22 protein-coding genes are annotated in these 25145 nt (G+C 42.7%); 12 read left to right on the top strand and 10 right to left on the bottom strand.

Going from position 1 to position 25145, the window contains the following annotated elements; genetic code table 11:
• A partial coding sequence (locus tag HMPREF0658_RS01810) for a hypothetical protein (protein ID WP_006948141.1) occupies positions 1 to 1363 on the top strand: 1363 nt, incomplete at its 5' end.
• Positions 1364 to 1565: 202 nt separating this feature from the next.
• On the opposite strand, the gene HMPREF0658_RS01805 is transcribed toward HMPREF0658_RS01810, so the two are convergent.
• The 4 genes from HMPREF0658_RS01805 to HMPREF0658_RS01790 form a co-directional block, all read right to left on the bottom strand.
• Complete coding sequence (locus tag HMPREF0658_RS01805) at positions 1566 to 2162, bottom strand: DNA alkylation repair protein (RefSeq protein WP_006948139.1); 597 nt, start codon at positions 2160 to 2162, stop codon at positions 1566 to 1568.
• A gap of 12 nt (positions 2163 to 2174) precedes the next feature.
• On the bottom strand, positions 2175 to 4118 hold the full coding sequence (locus tag HMPREF0658_RS01800) for a dipeptidyl-peptidase 3 family protein (RefSeq protein ID WP_169302851.1): 1944 nt from the start codon (positions 4116 to 4118) through the stop codon (positions 2175 to 2177).
• A gap of 121 nt (positions 4119 to 4239) precedes the next feature.
• Positions 4240 to 4695, bottom strand: coding sequence for a helix-turn-helix domain-containing protein (locus HMPREF0658_RS01795; protein ID WP_006948137.1), 456 nt, complete (start codon positions 4693 to 4695; stop codon positions 4240 to 4242).
• 98 nt (positions 4696 to 4793) lie between these two features.
• Positions 4794 to 5096 carry a hypothetical protein gene (locus HMPREF0658_RS01790; protein ID WP_139047695.1) on the bottom strand — a complete coding sequence of 101 codons (303 nt, stop codon included), beginning with the start codon at positions 5094 to 5096 and terminating at the stop codon, positions 4794 to 4796.
• A gap of 28 nt (positions 5097 to 5124) precedes the next feature.
• Between HMPREF0658_RS01790 and HMPREF0658_RS01785 the strand changes: the two genes are divergently transcribed.
• Together HMPREF0658_RS01785 and HMPREF0658_RS01780 are read left to right on the top strand one after the other, a co-directional pair.
• The gene (locus tag HMPREF0658_RS01785; protein WP_006948135.1) at positions 5125 to 5826 is read left to right on the top strand and encodes a glycoside hydrolase family 25 protein; all 702 of its coding nucleotides are present in this window, start codon (positions 5125 to 5127) and stop codon (positions 5824 to 5826) included.
• Positions 5827 to 5853: 27 nt separating this feature from the next.
• Positions 5854 to 6978 carry a zinc ribbon domain-containing protein gene (locus HMPREF0658_RS01780; protein ID WP_006948134.1) on the top strand — a complete coding sequence of 375 codons (1125 nt, stop codon included), beginning with the start codon at positions 5854 to 5856 and terminating at the stop codon, positions 6976 to 6978.
• Between the two features lie 375 nt (positions 6979 to 7353).
• On the opposite strand, the gene HMPREF0658_RS01775 is transcribed toward HMPREF0658_RS01780, so the two are convergent.
• Positions 7354 to 7626, bottom strand: a complete 273-nt coding sequence (locus HMPREF0658_RS01775; RefSeq protein ID WP_006948133.1) for an HU family DNA-binding protein — start codon at positions 7624 to 7626, stop codon at positions 7354 to 7356.
• A 206-nt stretch (positions 7627 to 7832) separates the two neighbouring features.
• Between HMPREF0658_RS01775 and HMPREF0658_RS01770 the strand changes: the two genes are divergently transcribed.
• The 4 genes from HMPREF0658_RS01770 to secDF all read left to right on the top strand — a co-directional run bounded on the left by HMPREF0658_RS01770 (position 7833) and on the right by secDF (position 12967).
• The gene (locus HMPREF0658_RS01770) at positions 7833 to 8768 is read left to right on the top strand and encodes a rhomboid family intramembrane serine protease (RefSeq protein ID WP_024991117.1); all 936 of its coding nucleotides are present in this window, start codon (positions 7833 to 7835) and stop codon (positions 8766 to 8768) included.
• Between the two features lie 13 nt (positions 8769 to 8781).
• Positions 8782 to 9870, top strand: coding sequence for an endonuclease/exonuclease/phosphatase family protein (locus HMPREF0658_RS01765; protein WP_006948131.1), 1089 nt, complete (start codon positions 8782 to 8784; stop codon positions 9868 to 9870).
• Between the two features lie 96 nt (positions 9871 to 9966).
• Positions 9967 to 10071, top strand: a complete 105-nt coding sequence (locus HMPREF0658_RS12005) for an SWIM zinc finger family protein (protein ID WP_374188093.1) — start codon at positions 9967 to 9969, stop codon at positions 10069 to 10071.
• A complete protein-coding gene (gene secDF, locus HMPREF0658_RS01760) occupies positions 10031 to 12967 on the top strand; it encodes a protein translocase subunit SecDF (RefSeq protein WP_374188094.1) in 2937 nt (978 codons plus the stop codon). Before HMPREF0658_RS12005 ends, secDF begins: the two co-directional genes overlap by 41 nt.
• A 470-nt stretch (positions 12968 to 13437) precedes the next feature.
• On the opposite strand, the gene uvrB is transcribed toward secDF, so the two are convergent.
• Entirely contained in the window at positions 13438 to 15465 is a 2028-nt protein-coding gene (uvrB, locus tag HMPREF0658_RS01755) for an excinuclease ABC subunit UvrB (protein ID WP_006948128.1), read from the bottom strand.
• A 125-nt stretch (positions 15466 to 15590) separates the two neighbouring features.
• On the opposite strand from uvrB, the gene HMPREF0658_RS01750 reads away from it, so the two are divergent.
• The 5 genes from HMPREF0658_RS01750 to HMPREF0658_RS01730 all read left to right on the top strand — a co-directional run bounded on the left by HMPREF0658_RS01750 (position 15591) and on the right by HMPREF0658_RS01730 (position 19975).
• Complete coding sequence (locus HMPREF0658_RS01750; protein WP_006948127.1) at positions 15591 to 16415, top strand: outer membrane protein assembly factor BamD; 825 nt, start codon at positions 15591 to 15593, stop codon at positions 16413 to 16415.
• Between the two features lie 31 nt (positions 16416 to 16446).
• Positions 16447 to 16788 (top strand): DNA-directed RNA polymerase subunit omega, encoded by a 342-nt coding sequence (locus HMPREF0658_RS01745; protein ID WP_006948125.1) that lies wholly within the window; start codon positions 16447 to 16449, stop codon positions 16786 to 16788.
• On the top strand, positions 16785 to 17243 hold the full coding sequence (locus HMPREF0658_RS01740) for a DUF4293 domain-containing protein (protein WP_006948124.1): 459 nt from the start codon (positions 16785 to 16787) through the stop codon (positions 17241 to 17243). Before HMPREF0658_RS01745 ends, HMPREF0658_RS01740 begins: the two co-directional genes overlap by 4 nt.
• 145 nt (positions 17244 to 17388) lie before the next feature.
• Positions 17389 to 18279, top strand: coding sequence for an ACP S-malonyltransferase (fabD, locus tag HMPREF0658_RS01735; RefSeq protein ID WP_024991118.1), 891 nt, complete (start codon positions 17389 to 17391; stop codon positions 18277 to 18279).
• Positions 18280 to 18289: 10 nt separating this feature from the next.
• Positions 18290 to 19975: an alpha-amylase family protein gene (locus tag HMPREF0658_RS01730; RefSeq protein ID WP_040557611.1), complete on the top strand. Its 1686-nt coding sequence runs from the start codon at positions 18290 to 18292 to the stop codon at positions 19973 to 19975.
• Between the two features lie 326 nt (positions 19976 to 20301).
• Here the strand turns inward: HMPREF0658_RS01730 and HMPREF0658_RS01725 are convergent, their stop codons facing one another.
• From HMPREF0658_RS01725 to HMPREF0658_RS01710, 4 genes are all read right to left on the bottom strand, one after another.
• Complete coding sequence (locus tag HMPREF0658_RS01725; RefSeq protein ID WP_006948120.1) at positions 20302 to 20832, bottom strand: hypothetical protein; 531 nt, start codon at positions 20830 to 20832, stop codon at positions 20302 to 20304.
• Positions 20833 to 20880: 48 nt separating this feature from the next.
• Positions 20881 to 21945 (bottom strand): Gfo/Idh/MocA family protein, encoded by a 1065-nt coding sequence (locus HMPREF0658_RS01720; protein WP_006948119.1) that lies wholly within the window; start codon positions 21943 to 21945, stop codon positions 20881 to 20883.
• A 5-nt stretch (positions 21946 to 21950) separates the two neighbouring features.
• On the bottom strand, positions 21951 to 23018 hold the full coding sequence (locus HMPREF0658_RS01715) for a radical SAM/SPASM domain-containing protein (RefSeq protein ID WP_006948118.1): 1068 nt from the start codon (positions 23016 to 23018) through the stop codon (positions 21951 to 21953).
• Positions 23019 to 23113: 95 nt separating this feature from the next.
• Positions 23114 to 24808 carry a sigma-70 family RNA polymerase sigma factor gene (locus HMPREF0658_RS01710; RefSeq protein WP_006948115.1) on the bottom strand — a complete coding sequence of 565 codons (1695 nt, stop codon included), beginning with the start codon at positions 24806 to 24808 and terminating at the stop codon, positions 23114 to 23116.
• Positions 24809 to 25145: the final 337 nt, after the last annotated feature.

Here is a 25145-nt window from a genome sequence, read left to right as displayed (position 1 = left end):
TGCCACCGGCCGTTTCACGTTCACCTCGGGCACCTTCAATGCGCCTAACTACAACGTGTATTACACGGGCACGAACGGCACATCGCACAACACGGTAAATATCGCTACCACACAGACACAAGGCACCCCCAACACCACCAGCCACATCGGCACATATGGCGATTGCGGCACAGCCTTAGCCACGCGCACGAGTGCCGGCAAGTATGGGTTCACGCTCACCCACCGGTCTGCCTATCTCTGCTTTCTGCCCCGCACCACCAACGCCACGGGTACGGGCTGGGTGCTGACGAGCATCAAGGTGACATCCGACAACAACATTGCCGGCAACTACACCCTCACCCCCACCGGTCTCACCGGCACGGGTTCGTCGAACACCATCACCCTCGGCATCAGTAATTTCGACATCACCAACGCCGCCACCGACCAAGCCCGCAACGCCTCCTACATGGTGATTGCCCCGGGCACGCACACGCTCACTGTGGAATACACCGTGAAGAACACCAACACTGGCAACACCGGCACCATCGTGAAGCATCTCGATGCCAAAGACTACCATGCCAACACCCTCTATCCCGTCACCGCCCACCTGTTTGAAGATTATTCCAATACGAAATACTATCTCTGGGATGCACAGGAAGATATGTGGTTTGGAAAAACCGCTATTGATTACAATACAGGAAAGTACAATACCGACGATGCGCCAAAGTGGCTTCCTCTTCCACCTTCAAATCCTCAACCCGACGCCACTCGTTTGCCCCATTTTACTGCTCCCAATGTTCCGGGTTGGACATTTTTACACGGTTATGGCAACACGTTCCAATATGCTACGCAGTCGGCCAAAGATTGCCCTAATGTGTGGGAGCTGGCATGGTATTACGACAAGGGTGACGTGCGTTGGGACGACGCAACCGTTTTCGCTTTCCGCGGCAAGTTCTATCGTGGCGGCGTATGGATTAAGAAGCAAAAAGTGATTGCAGACGAGAACTCCACCACAGTAGCTGCACTTAAAAACACTTATCCGGGTGTGCAAAACGACCCTGAGTCTTTGATACACCCTGATGCCGGTGGAGGACTAGGTCCCCAAAAGCCTATCGGTCATGGCATACCTTCGGCCACCGAAATCAAGAAATATTTCTATCTGCCCGCATTGGGAGAATATCGGGAGGGGGGAGGTTTGTATCATGCTTCTACTGGCATTCTCACTTCTTTAGGTATAAAAGGCTTTTACACCTGTTCCTCAGCTTATTGTCTTACTTCCACGAGTATTGGATACCAGTGGACATTCGATTTTGATAACACGACACTCTATCTTAATTCCGGAAATACTATATGGGCTGGTAATCCCCTTTGGAAAGCCAAATAATCGAGGATTTTAGTACTGAGCAACTGATGCGAAGCCCACAAGCCACTTGTTCAGCCATAGGATTGCCATGATGATGCGGAAGAAGCATAAAAAATACCTTTATATATATACAAAGCGAGTGGTACGCATCGTGATGATGCGTACCACTCGCTTTTTTTGTTTGTTAAGGCTTTGGAGGAAAGGTGGGGAAGGTGGTGAGGCGTTATTTCATTACCATCTTCTCGTATTCTTCTCCCATTTGTGCAAATCTTTTGAGGGAGTTCATGGCCGCATGGCGCACGGCAATGTTGGTGGATTGAAGTGCGGTATGTGCTTGGTCAAGAAATTCGTCAATGCTTCTTTCGTTGGGATATTGCCCTTTCATGAACAGGCGCGAGAGGATATTGTAACCGCATATCTGGCGAATGTCTCGCCCGTCGGCAATACATTGAAAGGCGAGGGTGGAGGCGTAGCTGACGTGCTGGTATAGATTGAATGCCGACATTTCGGCTATTTCCTGCGATAGGGTTTGTTCTAACCATATCTCCGTCAGTTCGGGAAGCATGCGTTCGGGTGGCATGATGAGCGTGGCCAATATCTTGCATTCACGTATGTCTTCTTTCCAAAGGGCAATGGCTAACGGTTCATCTTTTCCGTAGTCTTTGGCGATGCTCTTCAACTGCACGAAATCGATGCCCCAATTCAGATGGTATTCCAGTCCTTTCTGTCGCATGGAATGAGATGCGACACCGTTCATCAGCAGCCGGAAAGTGCTTTTTATCTTTAGTATTTTGTCTTTGATGGTTTGGCTTGTTGTCATGTTTCTATGGCTTTATATCAGTGTGGCATATTCGCGACCGTATCTGAGCATTTGGTCGGTGTAGCTTTCGGTGTAGTCCACTTTGACATCCGCTATTTCCCCGTGCTGTCCGTAAACGGGTGTTAGGACAGGATTGATGAAACCTTTGTAGGGCGCGAGGTGTAAATGCTCGTATCTCTCAAGGATTTCCCGATGCCATACGGGGTTGATTCTGACGGCATATCGTTCTACCAGCTCTTTTGCTGCATTGAAATCGCCTTCGCTTTTGATGCGTTGTATCTCGCGCAAGAGTGTGGCAAACAAGCTGCGGAGGCGTTTGTAATCATTGATTTGCAGATAGTGTTTCCCCTCTCGCTCCACGACGGCGATGGCATCTTCTCCCTGCTCATAACACCAGTTGGCAATCAAGGCACGGTTTCTCATGTGCGCCTCTTCTATGTTGTCGCCGAATTCTATCCTTACTGTCTGCGTGAGCAATCCGTTCATCATATAAGTATAATAATGGGCGCGATGTGCTTCGATATTGGGTAAGAGGTTCAACTCCACGAGTTTTTCGTCGGCCATGTAGTAAAGACCGAATAAGTCGGCTCGTGCCTCTTCGATGGTGTTGCCATAGGCTTTCAATACATCAGGGTCTACGCCGGTCAGCAGCTGACCGCTGCCATGTCCGAGGCATTCGTGCAAATCGGTATGTAGGTCGTCGCAAAGGTCTCCGTAGCGGTCTATCAGCGCAAGGGTAGGGGAGTCTATCACAAACTCTTCTAAGAATCCGTTGCCTTTGGCGGCTTTGTTGTATGCCTCGGTAAGGTTTACTATCGTCACGCTTTTGCTGCCGTATTCGGCTCGAATCCAATCTGCATTGGGCAGATTGATACCGATGGCTGTAGAGGGATATTCGTCTCCACCCAGCATGGCCGCACATACGGCATGCGCCGATACGCCCTTTACGATTTTCTTCTTAAAGCGATTGTCTATGGGAGAATGGTCTTCAAACCATTGTGCGTTGCGGCTGATAGTCTGTGTACGCAGGGTTGCTTCTTTGTCTTTGTATTCCACGATTCCCTCCCATGAACCTTTCAGCCCCAAAGGGTCTCCGTAAACCTCAATAAAACCGTTTACGAAGTCTATGTCGCCACTCTGCTCTTTCACCCATGCTATGGAGTATTTGTCGAATGTCTTGAGGTCTCCCGAGCGATAATAGGATATCAACAGCCTGATTACTTCTGCCTGCTGCTCGTTCTCCGCCACAGCTTCGGCTTTTTCCAGCCATGAGATAATCTGATGGATGGCTGTCGCGTAACGTCCCGTAGCTGTCCATTTCTCTTCTTCGATTTTTCCGTTACGTTTCACGAGTTTTGAATTGAGTCCGTAAGATGGAGGTTCTTTGTCTGCTTTTTGCTTCATCATGCCGTAAAATTCTTCCACCTCTTGTTGTGTCACCCCTTCATAAAAGTTACATGCAGAAGTCGTTATCAAATCTTCTCCGGCGTCCTTGTTCACCCTTTTAGGTAATACCGTAGCATCGAAAATCACGGGAAATATTTCTGCTTTCCATGCCTCTCGTGTTTCATTCTCTTGCAAAGGTAAGGCATCAGAGGGCATATTGTCGATGAGTTCTCCTAAATAGGATGCCTCAAACTCCGGTTTTATTTTATCACAGCTGTAATGATGATAGATGCCATTGGAAAACCATATCCGTTTCAGATATATCTCCAATGCCCTGAATGATTCGTCTTGATGCTTCTCGCGATAGTATAAATACACTGCTTCAAGCATTTTCCGAATGCGCAAATTGTATTTCCCGAATTGGTCGAAAGTGATGTCCCTACCTGAAAGTGTGGCTTCAGAGAGGTAATACACCAATGCTTTCTGACGTGCGGAAAGTCCGTCAAATCCCTTTAACTCGTACCTTAATAGTTGTAAATCAGCAAATTTTTCTTCTGAGTAATGAATCATTTCTTTCGTGATGTTATCTCTTACCATTTCCAATACCTATTATCCCGTAAATCCATGCGGTTAGTCCAACTCTTTGATTAACCGTAATATATAAGAAATTACCGAAACTACCTCGCTTCAGTTACTTCTTCGTTGCTTTTCCCCCTTTCTTCTTCCCTTCCCGCAGCGTGTTGTATTTCACCCTGTAGTCACGTGGGGTCATTCCATTTATTCTATAGAATGAAGCATAGAAAGACTGCCTATTGGCAAACCCCACCATGTCTGAAATATCCTCCATGTTCAGGTCTTGATATCTCTTGTCTACCAATAAAGCCATTGCTTCATCAATGCGATACTTATTAACAAACGAGGTATAATTCATGTGAAATCTCACATTTACTACGGCAGAGATGTATCTGGTATTCGTACCCAAATCCTCTGCCAGTCTCTTTGCAGAATAAGTCTTGTCTTTATACTTCTTCTGAATTAAGATGACATCCAGTATTTGTTCCTTGATATCATCCATGATTTTAGGGCTTACTAAGGTTCGATAAGCAGCCTCTCTATTCTTTCTCACTGTAATATTATACTTAGCCATACTCGAATAATATTAGATGTTAATTTAGTAAATGAACTCTGCACTATCTCGCAAATATAGAATAAAATTAGAACTTTATCAAGTATTTACATCTTTTTTTATAAGAAAATGTCGCTTTTCCACCTTTTATTCGTGAAAAACGGTAAAAAAATGGCTTCTATAGCATGGATTTCTCTCTTTTTTGTTTCAGGTCTCAATGTTTTCTTTCTATCCTTTTTATTCCTTTCAGCGCGTGGAAGTCTATGTGATTTGTAAGATTTTATGACAGATTTTTTTCTCCTCTTTCTTTCTTGCATTTTCTTTTTCTCGTTTTTCTTTGGCAACATTTCATCCGACAAATCTCCCAAGGGAGCACAAATTAGCCCTCCACATCGCAAATTATCCTTTGCGTCTTTTCTCAATCCGATTATAATCCGTATCTTTGCAACTATGAATATTAATAAGAGATATACGACACTTATCCTTGCTTTATGGAGCTTTCTCGGCCTTGGGGCACAAGAGCTCGTACAGTGCGAAGATACTTGCACACATGTGCACGGTATTGATTTGAGTCATTACCAAGGCAATGTCTTTTGGGAAACAATCGGCAGCAACAGCAAGATGGCATACGTTTATCTCAAAGCTACTGAAGGAGGCGACCGTATAGACCCTAAATATGCACGCAATATAGACCTTGCCCACCAGCATGGCCTAAAGATCGGTTCCTATCATTTCTTTCGTCCCAAGACGGATTTGACAAAACAACTCAGCAATTTCATGGAACAATGTCGCCCTTCCGACCAAGATTTGATACCTATGATAGATGTCGAAACCAAGAGCGGATTAGAAACACAAGCCTTTTGCGACTCGCTTCTGAAATTTCTCGACCTCGTGGAAAAAGCCTACAAACAAAAGCCACTTGTCTATACGGGTACAAATTTCTACAATCGCTATCTCGTAGGAAAACTCGACGGCTACAAGCTTATGATTGCGCAATACACCCAACGTGAGCCGAAACTCATCGACGAACGCGACATCTTCGCATGGCAATATACCGGTAAAGGGCATATCAACGGCGTAAACGGATACATCGACAAGAGCCGGCTCATGGGGTCTCATCGGTTGAGAGAATTGCAATTCAAACACCATTGATACGATATCACCAATAACTCATATAATATGGCAATCATCAAATGTCCCGAATGCGGACAATCCATCAGTGACAAAGCGCCCAACTGTCCTAATTGCGGCGTACAGATCGCAGGTAAACTAACCACCTGCCCCCAATGTGGCGAAGTGTATTTCAGTGATTCCGACACCTGTCCTCACTGTCATTTCCATCGTCATGCGACCACCTCCCAATCTCCGGTACAGGAGCCTTCCACTGTCCGCCCCGAGCCTGCGGCTCCTGTTTCTCTACCTTCTGCTCCCCAAAAGAATTATCGACCTTTCATTATTGCAGCAGCAATCATTGCAGCAGCAATTTGTCTCGTAGGCTTTTTCTTTTACAACGGAGCACAACACGACAAAGAGTTTGAGGACTATGAATATGCAATGCGCAGTACCGACCCTATGGTTTTGCAGAGTTATCTCGACAGATACAAAGATGCTCCCACAGCTCATATCGATTCTATTCAGGCACATCTTGCACTTATTAAGTTAGGCGACCAAGAATGGACAGATGCCGTTATCAGCAACTCGAAAGAAGCCCTGCAGGCCTATCTGGCAAAGAATCCCGAAAGCCCCCACAAGGCAGAAGCCCTTGATAAAATAGATGCTATTGATTGGGATATTGCCGGAAAGAAGAACACCAAAGAGGGTTATCATCAATACATCACAGACCATCCCGACGGGAAATTTGTGGTAGAGGCGCAGGCCGCCCTTGATAAAGTGAAAGCCTCTGACGTGCAACCGGAAGAAAAACAAATGATTGGCAATTTGTTCCGGCAGTTTTTCCAGAGCATCAACGAGCGAGACGAGGACGAACTCACAGCTACCGTGAGCAGCATTATGTCGTCTTTCCTTGGAAAACAGAGTGCCACAAAGAGCGATGTGATCAGTTTCATGAGAAAGATATATAAGGAAGACATCAACAGCATGAACTGGAGAGTAAGTAGCGGCTATAAGATTTCTAAAAAAGAAATCGGTGATGGCGAGTACGAATACAACGTACAATTCACCGCCGAACAAAATATTGATCGATCCGATGCCGATAAAGAAAAATTTGCTACTTACAAGATTTCGGCCAAAGTGTCGCCGGAAAACAAAATATCAGCATTCAATATGACAAAGGTTGTGCGCTAATTCAAGTGCCACCTCTTCCATCCTGTTCTCTGCTAAGGCAGAGACGGGAAAATAAAAGCTAAGTTTTTACACGCTAAGAACTTAGCTTTTAGCGTGTCAGAGCTATGCTTTGACAGTGTAAAAGCATAGCTTTTACAAAACGCCCTTATGTGTCTGTTCTCCAATTCGTTATATGTATTTTTGCAGGAAATATCTTTTCATTGTCCCTATCGTCTTCGTTTGAATGTACGAAAAAGGCAGATGAACAAAAAGTTCATCTGCCTTACTTCCGTTGTCGGTATTCTTTGTATTGTGATAACGTATTCTTTCAGTAAAAGAACCGTCTGTTGAAATCTTTTAAAAAGAACGCTACCGACGTGTTGCCTTGGCGTAATTTTAGTTGATTGCGTCAGACAATTCTGCGCCGGCTTTGAATTTAGCCACTTTCTTAGCAGCAATCTTAATCTTTTGCTTGGTTGCGGGGTTGATACCTTCGCGTGCAGGACGCTCGTTTACACTGAATGTACCAAAACCGATAAGAGCGATTTTATCACCAGCAACAAGTGCATCTTTAATAGCTTTCACTGTGGCATCAAGTGCCTTTCTTGCATCAACTTTCGTCAGACCCGAACCATTGGCAATCTGATCAATTAACTCTGTTTTGTTCATAATTTCTTAGTTGTTAAAATGTTATTTGTAAAAGATTTCTCTACAATTTGTTCGGCAAATATAAAAGAATACTTTCACAAATCAAAAAAAAAAAGAAAAAATGACTATTTCCATGTTTTTTGGTCTCCAAAAAGGTTTTTCTTGCATGATAACGGATATTTTTCGTAATTTTGCCGCGGTTTAAATGGTTAATGAACACAGATAAAATGAACAATATTCCCACCATCACAAAGAACTTACTCATCATCAATGTATTGGTATTTTTAGCTGCATATGTGCTCGGAATACGGGGGATAGACCTCAACGGGTTATTAGGATTGCATTTCTTTCCGGCCTCCCATTTCGGCATCTATCAGCTTTTTACTTATCTCTTCATGCATGGAGGATGGGCACACCTTTTCTTCAACATGTTTGCTTTATGGATGTTTGGTTGTGTTGTAGAAAATGCGTGGGGGCCGAAGAAATTTCTTTTCTATTATATAGCATGTGGGGTAGGGGCAGGCCTCTTGCAGGAAGTAGCACAGTTCGTACAGTTCTATGTTCTTATCTCTGACCAGTATGCAGGCGTAAGCTTTTCAGATGTATTCCATATAGCACAGAGTATGTCTTCGCAACTGAACGGCTGGACAACCGTAGGTGCTTCTGGTGCAGTGTACGGCATCCTTTTGGCTTTCGGAATGATATATCCCGAGCAACGCATCTTCGTCTTTCCGCTTCCCATCCCTATCAAAGCAAAGTGGTTTGTCATGATTTACGCCGGTATTGAATTGTTCTCTGCATTGGGAACCTCTTCCGATGGAGTTGCCCATTTCGCTCATTTAGGGGGGATGCTCTTCGGCTATTTTATGATTAAGTATTGGCAAAAACACCCTAACGGAGGAACCGGTGCCGGCCGATATAGTAGCAGGGGAGAGACGTTTGATAAACTGAAAGATTTTTGGGAAAGGCATCAGCATACGTCAAACAGAACCGATGGAGAACACCGCTCTGACGAACGGACATCCGATTGGGAATATAACGCACGGAAGAAGGCAGAAGAGGAAGAAACAGACCGCATACTCGATAAGATTAAACGTAGCGGATATGACAGTCTGACGGCAGAGGAAAAAGAAAAACTCTTTAATGCCGGTAATCGAAAATGACGGATAATAAACGATGAGAAAGCTGAAAGCATTTACATTGTATTTTGCTGCCGGTGCGAATATCGTGAGCATTGTTCTGATGCTTCTTGTGGGATATTCGGGTCGTATCAATCCTGTGGGGCATCCGCTGATAGCCAATATCAGTCTAACTTTCCCCGTTTTCTTATTCGTAAACATAGCATTCCTGTTTTTCTGGCTCATTTTCAAAGTAAAAGGGGCACTCTTGCCTGTTGCCGGTTTCATATTGGCCTATAGTCCTGTACATACTTATATGCCGTTCAATGTTCCGCAGGAAAAGCCAGAGGGAGCAATTATGGTTATGTCATACAATGTGTGCATGTTTCTGCCATGGGAAGTGCCGGAGGGACAAAGCAATCCCATCGCCGATGATATTATCAAGGCAAATCCCGACATATTGTGCCTACAAGAGGCAAGTCTCAAATTTCCCATCCCATCAGATGTGATGCACCGATTGAAAAAGCAATATGCCTATTGCGACACCACTTATAAAGGACGCGATGGTTCCTGCTTGGCACTCTTCAGTAAGTTCCCCATTCTGTCACGCAAACAGATACGGTATAAGTCTATATATAATATGTCTATGGCTTATATGCTCAACATCCATGGCGATACTGTTATCGTTATCAACAACCATTTTGAAGGAACAGGACTGACACTGAATGAGCGTCGAGAGTTCAAACGCATGCTGAAAGGTGAATTAAAGGCTTATATGGCACGTAAAGAGTCGCAGAGGCTTATTGACAGACTTGCCACTTCTACGGCCACCCGTGCCCCTCAAGCAGATTCTGTGGCAGCTTTCGTGAAAGCAAATAAGAGACATAGCATCATACTCTGTGGCGATTTCAACGACAATCCGTTGTCATACACCCGTACCACATTGGGAGATGTGCTGACAGATTGCTACATAGCCACAGGAAACGGACCGGGTATTTCCTATCACGATAACAGGATGTATGTGAGAATCGACAATATCATGTGTTCCGATGAGTGGATACCTTATGCCTGTAAGGTAGATAACAAGATGAAACACTCTGACCATTATCCTATTTATTGCTGGTTGAAAAAACGAGAAAAAGAGTAGTTTTTTAAATAATAAGCTGCCAATGTTTTTCCAAAAAGTAAAAAAATCATTATCTTTGCACGTCTTAATTACGAATGAGAAAACAATAAATTTAATATAAATCAAAATGCAAAACAAAGGAATTGTAATTGTAACTGCCGTCTTACTGACGCTTGCAAGCATCTTCTATTTGTCTTTTTCAGTGGCAACGAACTACTATGATAAAGAAGCAGAGAAGATAAAAGATCCGATTGCACAGCAGGATTATAAAGATTCTGTCAAGTATTTGGGCATTTACTCTTACCAAAAATGCCTCGAGACACAAATCGGATTAGGCCTCGACCTCAAAGGAGGTATGAACGTAATCCTCGAAATCTCAGTACCTGATGTTATCGAAGTATTGGCCGACCACAAAACAGACATGGCTTTTGTAAAGTCTATGGATGAGGCCAAGAAAGAAGAAGAAACGAGCCAAAGCGATTTCATCTCGCTATTTATCAAGTACTATCATCAGAATGCCCCCGGCCATCGCTTGGCAGAAATCTTTGCCACACAGCAATTAAAGGGGAAAGTGACCACGCAGAGTTCTGACTCCGAGGTGGAAAAAGCCTTGCGTTCTGAAGTAGAGGCTGCCATCGACAATTCCTATACCGTTGTGAGAAGCCGTATTGATAAGTTTGGTGTCGTACAACCCAATATACAGAAACTCGAAGGACAAGAAGGCAGAATAATGGTTGAAATGCCGGGTGTACGCGAGCCGGAACGCATTCGTAAACTCTTGCAAGGTAGTGCCAACCTCGAGTTCTGGGAGACTTATAACAGCCAAGAAGTAATGCCTTACCTTACACAACTCGACCAACGTATGGCCAATGGTGAAACTTCGACAGACGCAACGAAAGCAGACAGTGTTTCAAAGCCAAAGGACGCCACGCAAACAACGGCTAAGCCTGCAGCTAAATTTCAAATCAAGAAAGATACGAAAACAGCCGATGTGGCAGCAAAGAGCTTTGATGCACAGCAGGAGGCAGCAAAGAAACAGCATCCGTTGCTTTCTATTTTCCAACCCACAGGCGGACAGTCGTTGAGTCTTGTAGGCTATGCACACGTAAGAGATACTGCTGCCATTGACAAGATTATCCACTCCGAGATAGCTAAAGAAATTATTCCCTCTGACATGAAGCTATTGTGGAGTGCTAAGCCGGCTGACGGATTGAATAATAAGAATGTATATGAATTACATGCTATCAAGGTGACTTCGGCCACAGGACGTGCTCCGTTGGAGGGCGATGTGGTAACGGATGCCAAAGACGAGTTCGACCAAATGGGACGTCCTTGTGTGAGCATGAGCATGAATTCCGAAGGTGCACGTCTTTGGGCACAACTTACAAAGAATAATATAGGAAAGGCTATTGCCATTGTTCTCGATGGGGTAGTGTATAGTGCACCACGTGTAAGCAATGAAATCGATGGAGGTAACTCCCAAATCTCCGGTAACTTTACTATCGAGGACACAAAAGACCTTACCAATACGCTTAAATCCGGACGTATGCCGGCACCTGCCCGTATCGTACAAGAAGAGGTGGTAGGACCTACACTCGGTGCTCAGTCCATACAGCAAGGTATCGTTTCGTTCGTTATTGCTTTCATCATACTGATGGTTTACATGATTGTCATGTATAACTTCATCCCGGGTATGATGGCCAATATCGCTCTTTTGGTGAACCTTTTCTTCACTTTAGGTATATTGACCTCATTCCAAGCGGCTTTAACGATGCCCGGTATCGCAGGTATTGTATTGACTTTGGGTATGGCCGTCGATGCTAACGTGTTGATATATGAACGTACTAAGGAAGAGATGAAACGGGGATTGGATATCAAACAGGCACTTGCTGCCGGTTACAGCAATGCGTTCTCGGCCATCTTCGACTCCAATCTTACCTCCATACTTACCGGTATTATTCTTTATGTCTTTGGTACCGGCCCCATCAGAGGCTTTGCCACGACATTGATTATCGGTATCGTTTGCTCATTCTTTACCGCCGTTTACCTGACACGGTTGGTTTATGAAAACCGTATGAAGAAAGACAAGTGGCGCAACCTTACCTTTACGACACCTATCTCTAAGAATCTATTGCAAAACGTGCACTTCGATTTCATGAAGGCATCTAAGACTTCATTCCTGTTCTGCGCAGTTGCTATTGTGATTTTCATTGGCAGTTTCTTTGTTAATGGTTTGAGCAAAAGCATCGACTTTACAGGAGGTAGGAACTATGTTGTGAAATTTGAGAAGCCCGTAGAGCCGGAACAAGTGCGTGCAGCTTTGGCAAAAGCTTTCCCGGGAGCTAATACCGGAGCATTGGCACTGGGTACTGATGGCAAGACCATTCGTATTTCGACCAACTATAAGATAGAGTCCAACAGCCCGACGGTGGACGATGAGGCAGAGACCATTCTCTTCCATGCTCTCTCTAAAGCCGGAATGGTGACCCAGAAGAGTGTCGAGGCATTCAAAGACCCCGACATCCGCAAGGGCGGTTCCATTATCAGCAGTACAAAGGTAGGACCTTCTGTGGCAAAAGACATTACCTATGGAGCTATTGTGAGTGTTGTGTTGGCTATCATCGCCATCTTTATCTACATTCTCATCCGTTTCCGTAATGTATCTTTCTCCTTGGGGTCGACGATTGCATTGGCAATTGATGCTACCGTGGTTATCGGACTTTACTCACTGCTTTACAAAGTGGTGCCGTTCTCGCTCGAGATTGACCAGACCTTTATCGGTGCCATTCTGACCGTTATCGGTTATTCTATCAACGACAAGGTGGTGGTGTTTGACCGCATCCGAGAAAACCTCAACCTGCACAAGAAGCAAGGACATCGTTCGCTGTTCAACGACTCGATAAACCAAACGCTTGCCCGTACGGTTAATACGTCGTTCTCTACACTCATTGTCTTGCTCAGTATCTTCTTCCTTGGTGGCGATAGTATTCGCAGCTTCTCCTTTGCAATGATTCTGGGTGTGGTATTCGGTACCATCTCATCTATCTTTATTGCTGCCCCGATTGCTTATCTGACAATGAGTAAGAAAAACGATAAGGAGGAATTGCAAACGGCCTAAGAAGAATAGGTCATATAGGAAATTTCCCTGTATTGGAACAATTCTGAATATAACGAGGGATGGTGTTTATCCGACACATCCCTCGTTCTTATTTTCTTTTGCAAATGCCAAAATGCGAAAAACGATGCTTGCATAGCTTATGCAAATAACAAAATACAAAAAACGGCGCTTGCATAGCTTATGCAAATAACAAAATACAAAAAACGGCGCTTGCATAGCTTATGCAAATGCCAAAATACAAAAAACGGCGCTTGCATAGCTTATGCAAATGCCAAAATACAAAAAATGGTGCTTGCATAGCCTATGCAAATGACAAAATACAAAAAATGGTGCTTGCATAGCTTATGCAAATGGCAAAACAAAAAAATGGTGCTTGCATAGCCTATGCAAATGACAAAACAAAAAAATAGCGCTTGCGGAGCTTCCGCAAGCGTTCCGAAAAAGGATTTGTCCCAAATGCTTCCCGTCTTTTATTTCATTTCCAATTCTTTCTCCATCTTAAGAATCTCATCTCGGTATTGTGCAGCTTGTATAAAATCGAGTTCCTTAGCAGCCTGCTTCATGAGTTTCTGTGTATGAGCGATGCTCTTTTCTAATTGAGGTCGCGTCATGCGCTTTACGATGGGATCAGCCACACTTATCATCCGGTCTGGCTCAATATACGGTGCGTAGCGTTGCTCTTTTTTGTCGGTCGGTTGATGGATACTTCTCAATCCGTTCCGTATTTCTTTTACAATCTGTTGGGGATGCAGATGATGCTCCTCGTTATATTGAATTTGTTTGGTACGCCGCCTTTCCGTTTCAGCAATGGTGCGCTGCATGCTTTCTGTGACAGTGTCGGCATACATGATTACTTTCCCATGAATGTTTCGGGCAGCGCGTCCGGCCGTTTGCGTGAGCGACCTATGACTTCTCAAGAAACCTTCCTTATCGGCATCAAGGATAGCAACGAGCGATACCTCGGGTAAATCCAATCCTTCGCGCAGCAGGTTCACACCCACGAGAACATCGTAGACACCAGCACGGAGGTCTCCCATAATCTGTACCCGGTCGAGTGTCGAGACATCACTGTGTATGTAGTTTGCCCGTATGTCGTGGTTCAATAAGTATTCCGTCAATTCTTCGGCCATGCGTTTGGTCAGTGTCGTTACCAACACCCTTTCTCCTTTTTCTGTGCATAGCTGTATTTCGTTTAACAAATCGTCTATCTGGTTCTCGCTGGGTTTCACTTCTATCGTGGGGTCAAGCAAGCCCGTGGGGCGGATAACCTGCTCTACCACCACACCCCCGGCCTCGTTCAACTCGTAATCAGCTGGTGTTGCCGAGACGTATATTACCTGATGAATCATGGATTGGAACTCCTCAAACCGCAGAGGACGATTGTCAAAAGCGGCAGGAAGCCGAAAACCATATTGCACAAGGTTGGTCTTCCGGGCACGGTCACCTCCATACATCGCACAGATTTGTGGCACACTGACATGACTTTCGTCAATAACCATCAGATAATCTTTTGGGAAAAAGTCGAGTAGACAGTAGGGGCGTTGTCCGGCTTGGCGACCGTCGAAATAGCGGGAATAGTTTTCAATTCCAGAACAATGTCCCAATTCTTTTATCATTTCCATATCGTATTCCACGCGTTCTTTGATACGCTGTGCCTGCAAATCTTCACCACGCTCCTGAAAATAGCGTATCTGCTCCACCAAATCATCTTGAATATGGCGAATAGCAATTTTCGTTTGCTCCTTGGAAGTGACGAAAAGATTGGCCGGATAGATTTGATAGGCATCGAAAGAAGCTAATTGATGATAGGTTTCAGTATCGAGTTCTTCGATGCTGTCTATCTCGTCGTCCCAGAAAGAAACTCTGAGAATATTATTGGAATAGGCCATGAATACGTCTACCGTATCGCCTTTTACTCGGAAGTTACCTCTTGCAGGAGCAATGTCGTTGCGTGTGTAAAGCGCATCTACCAGCTGCCTTAGAAAAGTATTACGGTCGATTTTCTGCCCACGTTTGAAATGAATGATGCTTTTCTCCATGGCCGTCGGGCCGCCCATTCCGTAGATACAAGAGACAGACGAAACAACAATTACATCCTTTCTTCCCGATAACAACGCCGAAACAGCAGAGAGACGAAGGCGGTCTATTTCTTCGTTGATGGATAAATCCTTTTCTATATAGATGTCCGTTGAAGGAAGATAAGCCTCTGGTTGATAGTAATCGTAGTACGAAACATAATATTCTACCGCATTGTCGGGAAAGAAACATTTCATCTCCTCATAGAGCTGTGCTGCCAGAGTTTTGTTATGGCTCAACACGAGGGTAGGCTTATTCATGTTGGCAATGACGTTGGCAACGGTAAACGTTTTGCCCGAACCCGTCACACCAAGCAATACTTGCGCTTTATCCCCACGCATCAAACCTTCGGTCAGTTGGCGAATAGCTTCGGGTTGGTCGCCTGTAGGTGAATATCGGGATGTTAAACTGAATGCATTCATTGCCCGCAAAATTAGTGATTTTCTCAATAACAAACGTTATAAAGGCTGCTATTTTATGAAAATCGCTCTCAAATACTTTGCTGTTAAGGGAATAATATATACCTTTGCACACTAAAGTTTGAAGTATGAAGAATAGTTTTCTCACCGCGATATGTGGTCTTTTACTCCTCACGAGCTGCGCACATGAGTTCAATTTGGTGTATAGGTCTACCGATTACAATTATAAATATGAATATGCCAAAGAGTGTTTCGCCAGAGGAAAGTATCAACGCGCCATCACATTGCTCAATGAACTTATCCATATAGAGAAAGGAACGGATAATGCTCAAGAATGTCTTTTCATGTTAGGGATGGCTGAATATTGCAGCAAAGATTATGAAGGAGCATCTGAAGTCTTTAAGAAATACTGTACAAGCTATCCAAAAGGCTTTTATGCAGAGACTGCTGCCTTCTATATTGGTGAGAGTTTATATCGCAGTACGCCGGAACCACGTCTCGACCAAAGTGCTACAGTATCTGCCATCGCAGCTTATCAAGAGTATCTTGATCTCTATCAGGATTCCAAATTAAAGAGCGCTGCTCAACAAAGACTATTTGACCTACAAGATAAATTGGTAAGGAAAGAGTATCTTTCAGCAAAGCTTTACTATAATTTAGGGTCGTATTTTGGTAATTGTACCAGCGGAGGAAGTAATTATGAAGCATGTATCATTACGGCACAGAATGCTTTGAAAGACTATCCTTATTCTAATCTTCGCGAAGATTTCGCACTACTGATTATGAAAAGTAAATTTGAATTAGCAGAACAAAGTGTGGACTCAAAACGTTTGGAACGCTATCAGGATGCAGAAGATGAATGTTATGGATTCATTAATGAATATCCCGATTCACGCGAGAGGGATACAGCAGAGAAATATATTGCACAGTGCAAAAAATATACAAAAGAGTAATCACAGGAGAATAATAAAACAATAATAAAGTATGGACTATAAAAAATCAAAGGCACCGACAAACACCGTTACCCGTAACATCATGGATTTGTGCCAAGAAACAGGGAATATCTACGAGAGCGTAGTGATTATTTCAAAACGTGCTAATCAGATTTCGGCAGAAATAAAACAAGATTTGAGTAAGAAATTAGCAGAATTCGCCTCTTACAATGACAGCCTCGAAGAAGTGTTCGAGAATCGCGAGCAGATAGAAATATCGCGCTATTACGAAAAACTGCCTAAATCTACACTGTTAGCCACACAGGAGTTTATAGACGAAAACATATATTTTCGTGATCCTTCAAAAGATAAACAAACTGAAAACAACCGATGATACAACGAAAGCAAACCATCTTTTTGCTTATTGCGTTTATACTTACAGTCGTATGTCTGTGCCTACCCATAGGCCGATGGCAGTCTGTCGGCATGGGAATGGATACGGTTATGTATAACCTTTGGATAACAGATTTGAAAACCGGAGTATTAGATTTCTCCGTTGCACCGCTATTTGGAGTATTACTTATTACGTGTCCCATTAATTTGCTAACTGTTTTTTTATACAAGAACCGCATATTACAGAGCCGCCTTTGCATGGTAAATATAGTATTAATAGCGATTTGGTATGCGAGTTATATTACATACGGTTTGGTATTGCCTCATCCTCATGCAACTTTCCGATTTTCTTTCACTGCATGTATCCCTTTATTTGTAGGGATTTTTTATATCATGGCACATCGAGGAATTTTGGCCGATGAGAGACTTGTGCAAGCCGCTAATCGTATCCGATAATAGTTTTCATTATATTTCCGTTAATCGGGATTATGATAAATTGACGATACTTCATAGAATAAAAGACACTGGGCAATTTGTCTCCTTACAATAAATATTGTATCTTTGCAGCCTAATTCTTTCTTAATTAATAAATTAAATGATAATGAAAGCATTTGTTTTCCCAGGACAAGGAGCCCAGTTTGTGGGTATGGGTAAAGAACTTTATGAGACTAATCCTTTGGCAAAGGAACTCTTTGAGAAAGCCAATAGTATCTTAGGATACAGAATTACTGACATTATGTTTACTGGAACGGATGACGAACTTAAGCAGACAAAAGTAACGCAGCCTGCAGTCTTTTTACATAGTGTTATTAGTGCCCTATGTATGGGCGATAATTTTTCCCCTTCCATGGTAGCAGGCCATTCCTTAGGAGAGTTCTCTGCTCTTGTAGCCTCGGGTGCATTAACGTTTGAAGATGGAGTACGATTGGTTTATGCCCGTGCTATGGCCATGCAAAAAGCCTGTGAGATTACTCCATCAACGATGGCAGCTATCATCGGTTTAGACGATGCCAAAGTAATAGAAATATGTACTGAAGTAAATAAGCCTGGCAATATCTGCGTAGCTGCCAACTTCAATTGTCCAGGTCAGCTTGTTATCTCCGGAAATGTAGAAGCTATTAACGAAGCATGCGAGAAGCTGAAGGCCGCGGGTGCACGGCGTGCCCTTCCATTGAAAGTGGGTGGCGCATTCCATTCTCCTTTGATGCAGCCTGCTAAAGAAGAATTACAAATAGCTATTGAGGAAACACTCTTTTCTTCTCCTAAATGTCCTGTATATCAGAATGTAGATGCAAAACCACATACTGATGCAGCGGAGATTAAAGCCAATCTTATAGCCCAACTCACTTCTCCCGTAAGATGGACAGAGAGTGTAAAAAACATGATTGCTGACGGTGCTAATGAGTTCATAGAGTGCGGACCAGGTGCTGCACTACAAGGGATGGTTAGTCGTATTGACAAGACCATGAATGTGCACGGTATCGAAAGTTAAGCAGTTGACAATGGCAGACAATAAGATATTGATATATCAAGTCTTTCCGCGTCTTTTCGGCAATCGTAACATGACACGTAAACAACATGGAACGATTGCCGAAAATGGTTGTGGGAAGATGAATGACTTTACTTCTGATGTATTGAGACGTATCCACGATATGGGCATTACCCATATTTGGTTTACCGGCATTATACGCCACTCTACTCAGACTGATTACACTTCCTACGGAATACCGCATCAACATCCTGCAATCGTAAAGGGCAAAGCAGGTTCTCCTTATGCTATTGTCGATTATTACGATGTTGATCCTGACTTAGCGGAAGATGTCGCTGAACGTATGAATGAATTGGAGGCACTCATTCTAAGGACGCATAAAGCCGGTATGAAAGTGATATTGGACTTCGTACCCAATCATGTAGCACGTGAGTATCATTCTATCACAAACCCCCAAAATACGACTGATTTGGGTGAGCACGATGACATTGGCATGGGATTCTTTCCTCAAAATAACTTCTACTACTGTGTGAATGAGCCTTTTGCTCCTTCTGTTCCATTGAGTATAAATGGTGAAGATCCCTATGTGGAAATACCAGCTAAAGCTACAGGAAATGACAGATTTGACAATCATCCTTGTGCAAATGATTGGTACGAGACGGTAAAACTCAACTATGGTATTGACTACTGTGATGCAGGTGGACGTTCCGAGCACTTCTCCCCTATGCCTGCCACGTGGCAACAGATGACAGATATTCTACTTTTCTGGGTATCCAAAGGAGTTGATGCGTTCCGTTGCGACATGGCAGAGATGGTTCCCCCACCCTTTTGGGAATATGCTACAACCCGTGTGAAAGAATCTTTTGTCGATACTCTTTTCATTGGTGAGGTGTATGACCCTAAGCAATATCGCACTTATCTGCATAGTGGGTTCGATTACCTATATGATAAAGTAGGTATGTACGACTGTCTTTCTGATGTCGTTCGTCAGAAGCGTCCTGCTTCCTCTATCACCCAACAGTGGCAATCTACAGATGACATCAACCACCACATGCTGTATTTTCTTGAGAATCACGACGAGCTCCGCATCGCAAGTGATTTCTTCTGTGGCGCCCCCCAAAAAGCATTACCTGCCGTTATTGTTAGTCTCATGTTGCGTACAAATCCCTTCATGCTCTATGCCGGACAGGAAGTGGGAGAACGAGGCATGGATGAGGAAGGTTTCAGTGGCTGTAATGGTCGTACAACGATTTTTGATTATTGGGCTTTACCCACACTGAACTACGCTTATACCGACCGTCGTCGTCTCTCACCCGAAATGCGTTCTTTACAAGATTTGTACAAAAAACTCATGTTATTGGCTAATGACGAGAAAGCTATACGTGAGGGCGACTTCTTCGATCTCATGTATGCGAATCCGGCTTCAGAGCATTTCATGCCAGAGCATCTTTATACCTTTTTACGTAAAAAAGACGAAGACATAATACTTGTAATCGTTAATTTCTCCGAAAAGTCTATCTCCTGCAGTATTCATATCCCACAACATGCGTTTGACTGTCTGAATATGGCTGAACAAAACGTGATGGCCGAGGATTTAGTTTCTAATGAGACATTTTATACCCGTCTTTCTTCTTCCACTCCCATCACAGTTACAACACAACCATACAGTGGTAAAATCTACAAAATTCGTTCTATATAAAAAGAAACATAAAGACGGACGAGATGCAGCTGGTCGTTTCGGCGTTGAGAGATGTTAGGAATATTATCCCCTACACACAATTTGCAGAGAAGATACTCTATACGCGAGTTAGGAATAAGAGAATCTCATCCAATAGCCCCAAAGAGGCTTATAGTCCGATAGCCTTATCCCGAACTCGCGTACTCTATAAGGTTTCAGACTTAGAGAGAATGTTAAAATATAGCTACAGGGAAAAAGATAAAATAAGGTTGGAATATTGACAATACTAAATGGCACTTAAGCTGATACATACCAGCCCAAGTGCCATATATTTTAGACCTACATTTTTAATTCTCTGGCAAACCTATTTCTGGATTGAATTTTACAGAGACTTTCTTATTCTGAACCATATTTACCTGTCCATTATATGCAGTATTAGATTCATCATATTTCATATTCGGTCTGGCATAATACACTTTCAGATGATAATTTCCTTCCGTCAATTTGCTCATCTTAAAACAAACATCGTATTTGCAAATGCAATCGGCTAGTGCATCAAGGACATTATGGTACACGACAAGGGTAATTTGATTATCTTGATTAGCAATATTCACATAAATATTTTTTACGGCACAATTGGCTTTCACATCTTCCAACACACATTGGGCTACACCCTCTTTGCCCAACTCTATACTTAATGTTGCTGGCATAGCATTATTTTCTACATAAAAATCAGGACGTGTTTCTGTTGGAGAGAGACTTAATTTGCAAATAGAATTTGCAACATCATAAACTTTTAATGAATCAAGGGCAACATTCTCTGTTGAACATGCAGACAGTCCAATGATGCACAGAAGACTATAAAATATTTTTTTCATAATTACATGGATTTAGTATATTATTATTTATATAGACGTGATTTTCTATTATTTCTTGCTTGTGTATTTATGTATTTCTGCCATTAACGAATAAACATGATTAACACTTTCCAAGCCCAAAGCATAATTAGCCTCATGCTTGTTTTCAATCATGTCGGCAAAAGTCTTGATTTCAGAGAAAAACCCTTGTGAAACGATTTGGTTATTCCCAATAGTTGGGACAAAGTTATTTTTTCCATAGAGACAAATTGTCGCCCCATTGTTTGGAAAGGCTTTCTCCAACGGAATCCCTAACATCGCAGAGCGTCTCGGCATGAAATCAAGTCGCTCCATTTTTTCCAACACATAAAGTCCTTTATCTGTACTGACATTTAGCTGTTCCTGTGCTTCTTGCCAAGAATAATCTGTTGAGAGTTCCAACATTCCTGTTATCTCTTGGTGCTCCAATACAAGAAATAACGTCTGGCCACCATCTCTACTGCGAATAACATCCAAACTCTTTATCTTTGCCTCTCCAAAAAGGAATGTTACATAGTCAAGAGGATGGATGAACAGGTCAAGTAAAGTATCTCCTTCAGGGTATAATCCTGTCAGATAGCGATAATGGTAATGCCGTTTGCCATCACCTTTCAATCGCTTTTTCAGAATTTGAGTGGCAGGGGCAAAACGTCTTTGCAGTCCGACAACGATATGTTGTGAGCCATATAGTTTGATAGTATCGGTCAAAGCCTTTAGTTCTCTTTCATTCTCACAGGGAGGTTTCTCTATAAATAAGGACTTACCTGCTTTGATAACTTCGGTTGCAATCTGGAAATGTGAATGCGGATGAGCTGCCACGAAGACTCCCGAGACCGTGTCATCAAGCAGGATATCCTGTAAAGAAGTTGTACCTTTGACTCCTTTGTACTTTTGAGAAATCAGTTCAGCTTTCTTCTCAGAGGTACAGCAGATATATTTCAGTGGCAACTGAAGATACTGTATGACGGGCAGCAGGTTGTTTGCACAATGATTGCCAAGCCCCACAAGAGCATACTGCTGTGTGTAGGTGCGGCGCAGTTCTCTCATGCTGCGCATGCGCTTGTATCTGTCTATGATGTTATCTAAATATCCCATTTTAGCTATGCTGTTATTCGTTTGAAATGTTTCTTATAGGTGGTTTTCCTATTACTGGTCCATTGATACTTCCCATAAAACAACTCTATCAGCCGTTTGGGGATTATTCTTTCTAAATTTCTCAACAGGATAATATCGTATTTACGATGATAGTTAATCCAGCATTGATTACACGCTTTAGAGTGTTGATACTGGACTTCGCAGCTCTTTTTTGAGTTGAATATCTCGTCAAGCGTGTTCTCATGTATATTTCCTAATATCACATCAAGGTTTTGGCACAAGGGAACGTCTCCATTAGAATGGATGACCAATTCACTAAAAATACTATGACACCGCAGTCTCAGTCTATTATTCTTCCACTCGTCATACAAAGCTACAAAGTCAAAGTTCTCATATGTTTGATGTATGGAAGAGGGTATCTGGCTGATGAAATCAGCATCATTGGATTCCATTAAATCTTTGGTTGTGTCAAAGAATGACATTGTGCTGTAAATGCCGATACGCACGTCGATGTTGTATTGTTGGGCACAATCTATGACATGCCTCATATCTTCAAACGAGTTCCATGGAGAAAGACAGAACATCAGTGAGATAGGCACGATGTCTTTACATGTCTCTATAACCTTAATCACCTTGTCATATCCATCTCTCCCACGCATATAGCGATAGGTTTCTCTATTGCCATCGAGCGATATGTATAGATGTTTGGGATGATGATTCTTTACGAAAGAAATTACCTTGTCTGCAGCAAGGCAGTTGGACAGCAGCGTATAGTTGGGATGATTAGTGTCAAACCATCCTAATATCTTGTCTGCTTCGGGATGGAGAATAAACTCACCTCCTTCCAAACCGACCATCGTGCGTTTCGTTACACATTTGCTGTTCATTATTTTGATGATGTCCTCTAAGCTGAGATTTTCTATAGGTTTCTTCCAAATGGCGCAGTGCTTGCAACGTGACTGACAGCTTGTTGTGGAATATATCATCAGGGATGTGAGTTCCTTATGCTGTCTGCGTACTACATTATTGACAAATACAATTCCGTTGTGGATGTAGTCATAAATACTGTACATTCTCTCTTTTGAGTTTTGTCTTTTATTGTTAAGAGCAGAAAACTACTGAAAGACTGCACTGTATTCATGACTTTTTATTTCCCCATCTTCTCCATTTACCAAGTAAGCCGCAATCCGAATGGCACCGTTATGATGAACGGATGCTCTGTGCGGTAAGTCTCAAGGTTACTGCTATTTCTGAAGTAGTAGAATATGTTTGGTTCCAGATATAGACTGAAAGGCTTAAATAGCTTGTACTGCACACCGACACCTAAGTTTACAGACCACTGATAACGTGGCTTGATGTCCCTCTTCAACGTGTACGACGAGTCGGCTGTTATGATGTACTTCTTTTCAAGCGAACTGTGGACAGGCGTTTCAAATGCCATACCACCTGTCGTATATGCGTTGAATCGTCCTTTGTTCCATATCTGATAGGTCAGTCTCAATGGTATGCCCACATAATCTATTTCCTGGGTTTTCACCAGTCTTGCCTTGTGATACTTGCTTTCAAATTCAGATTTTAGTCTGGTGTAGGTTATACCTGTCCCGAATGTCCATTTTAGACTTAATTGCTTGTTGATGGAAAGACCAAAGGTCTTAGGACGGAAATGATGTGCGACCTCCCCCAATGAACTGTTGTCATCTGTTGGATGGTCACGCAGTATCAAGGACATTCTCGCTCTCTCGACAGAATCCATCAAAGCATTATTCCGAGTATAATAGTTTTCTAAATCTGCCCAAGTGTAAAGTTTGGCTGTCGCACCACCGTTGGCGTAATCTACAAGTGACAGATAATTCAAATTCGATACGGCTGCATTTGCACCGGCATTGGATGAATAACCTAAATTGAATGTCCACGGATACTTCTTCTTCTTGCAGACATTGAAGTTCATTCTTTCATTCAATGCTATCATCTTATCTTGTGGTGTTTGTGGAATGCAGTATAAAGAATCGTTTGTTCCGATACCTATAGCCAAATGTTTTTGCAGGGAATCCACATTAAAGGGTAATATTCGTTGTTCCGTTTTAGCACTATCTGTTGATACTTGCAAAGCAATATTTCCTTCAGGGACAATCGCACCAGCAGAGACTCTGCCATCATTACCGGTGGTACTTGGCGAGGTAGAATATCTTGACTCTTCTTTCTTCAGAGTTCCTAATCCTTTTTGAACATATTTTGATTGACTCTTATGAGTGTTTATAGCTGTAGGTCTGTTATCGGAAGTCTCAACAGTTTTATCTCTCGTAGCGATATATATATAAACCGGTATCAGAATTGGGAACAGGAAGAGCATCCAATAGTTAATCAGCATTGCACGCAATGTTTTCTTTGCCCTGAACAACTGAGAAGAGGAACTGTGTGGATTGATGCCGAGCAGTTCTCCTATCTCCTTGTGGGAAAGACCTTCCAAGACGGAGAGCTTGAAAACTTCACGATTCCCTTCCGGTAAGGATTCTATCGCTGACAACAATAGTCCCAACTCAATACTTTTCCGTTCCTCACATGCTGTTTCCTGAATTTCTATATCCAAGTAAGATAAAGGAATGGCTTCTTTTTCTGTGCTCTGGAGATATTTTAAGGATAGATTTCTTACGATTGTTATCATCCAACCTTCCAATTTTGATTCATCCTTCAAATCTCGGATAGACATGAAAATAATGATAAATGCATCATGCAAAATATCTTGAGCTGAAAGATCATCTTTTACATAATGTCGACACACGTCTAAAAGTCTATTAGCGTATGTCGTATAGAGTTCTCCGAGGGCTTCCTTATCCCCATTTTTACAAGCGTCAATCTGTATCATATTATTTTAAGCAAAGACACATCTCCTTTTTATTAAAAGGAGTCTGTTTGCTCTAAAAGACTGCACTTATTTTTATTGGTTTTCTTTATTTTAACTTTCGGTATTTTTAAAGGAGCTTGCAAACGCATTATGTTACTTCAAAAATCACCTTACAAAGGTACGAATATAATAACAAACAGTATGTTTCTATTGGAAGATTATCAAAAGAAGTAGTATGCCATCCGCAACAAAAAGCGAGTACGCATTTACTTTAAGAATCTGCCTCTCTGAGGCTCTCTTCTGTAAGATTTGTCGATATTGTATAAAAGTAATTGATAATTAAATATTTACATACGGA

This window comes from Hoylesella marshii DSM 16973 = JCM 13450 (assembly GCF_000146675.1).
In the GTDB taxonomy this organism is placed as follows: domain Bacteria; phylum Bacteroidota; class Bacteroidia; order Bacteroidales; family Bacteroidaceae; genus Prevotella; species Prevotella marshii.
The sequence above is the reverse complement of the archived record's forward strand: the minus strand, read 5'-3'. Positions and strand labels throughout refer to the sequence as shown.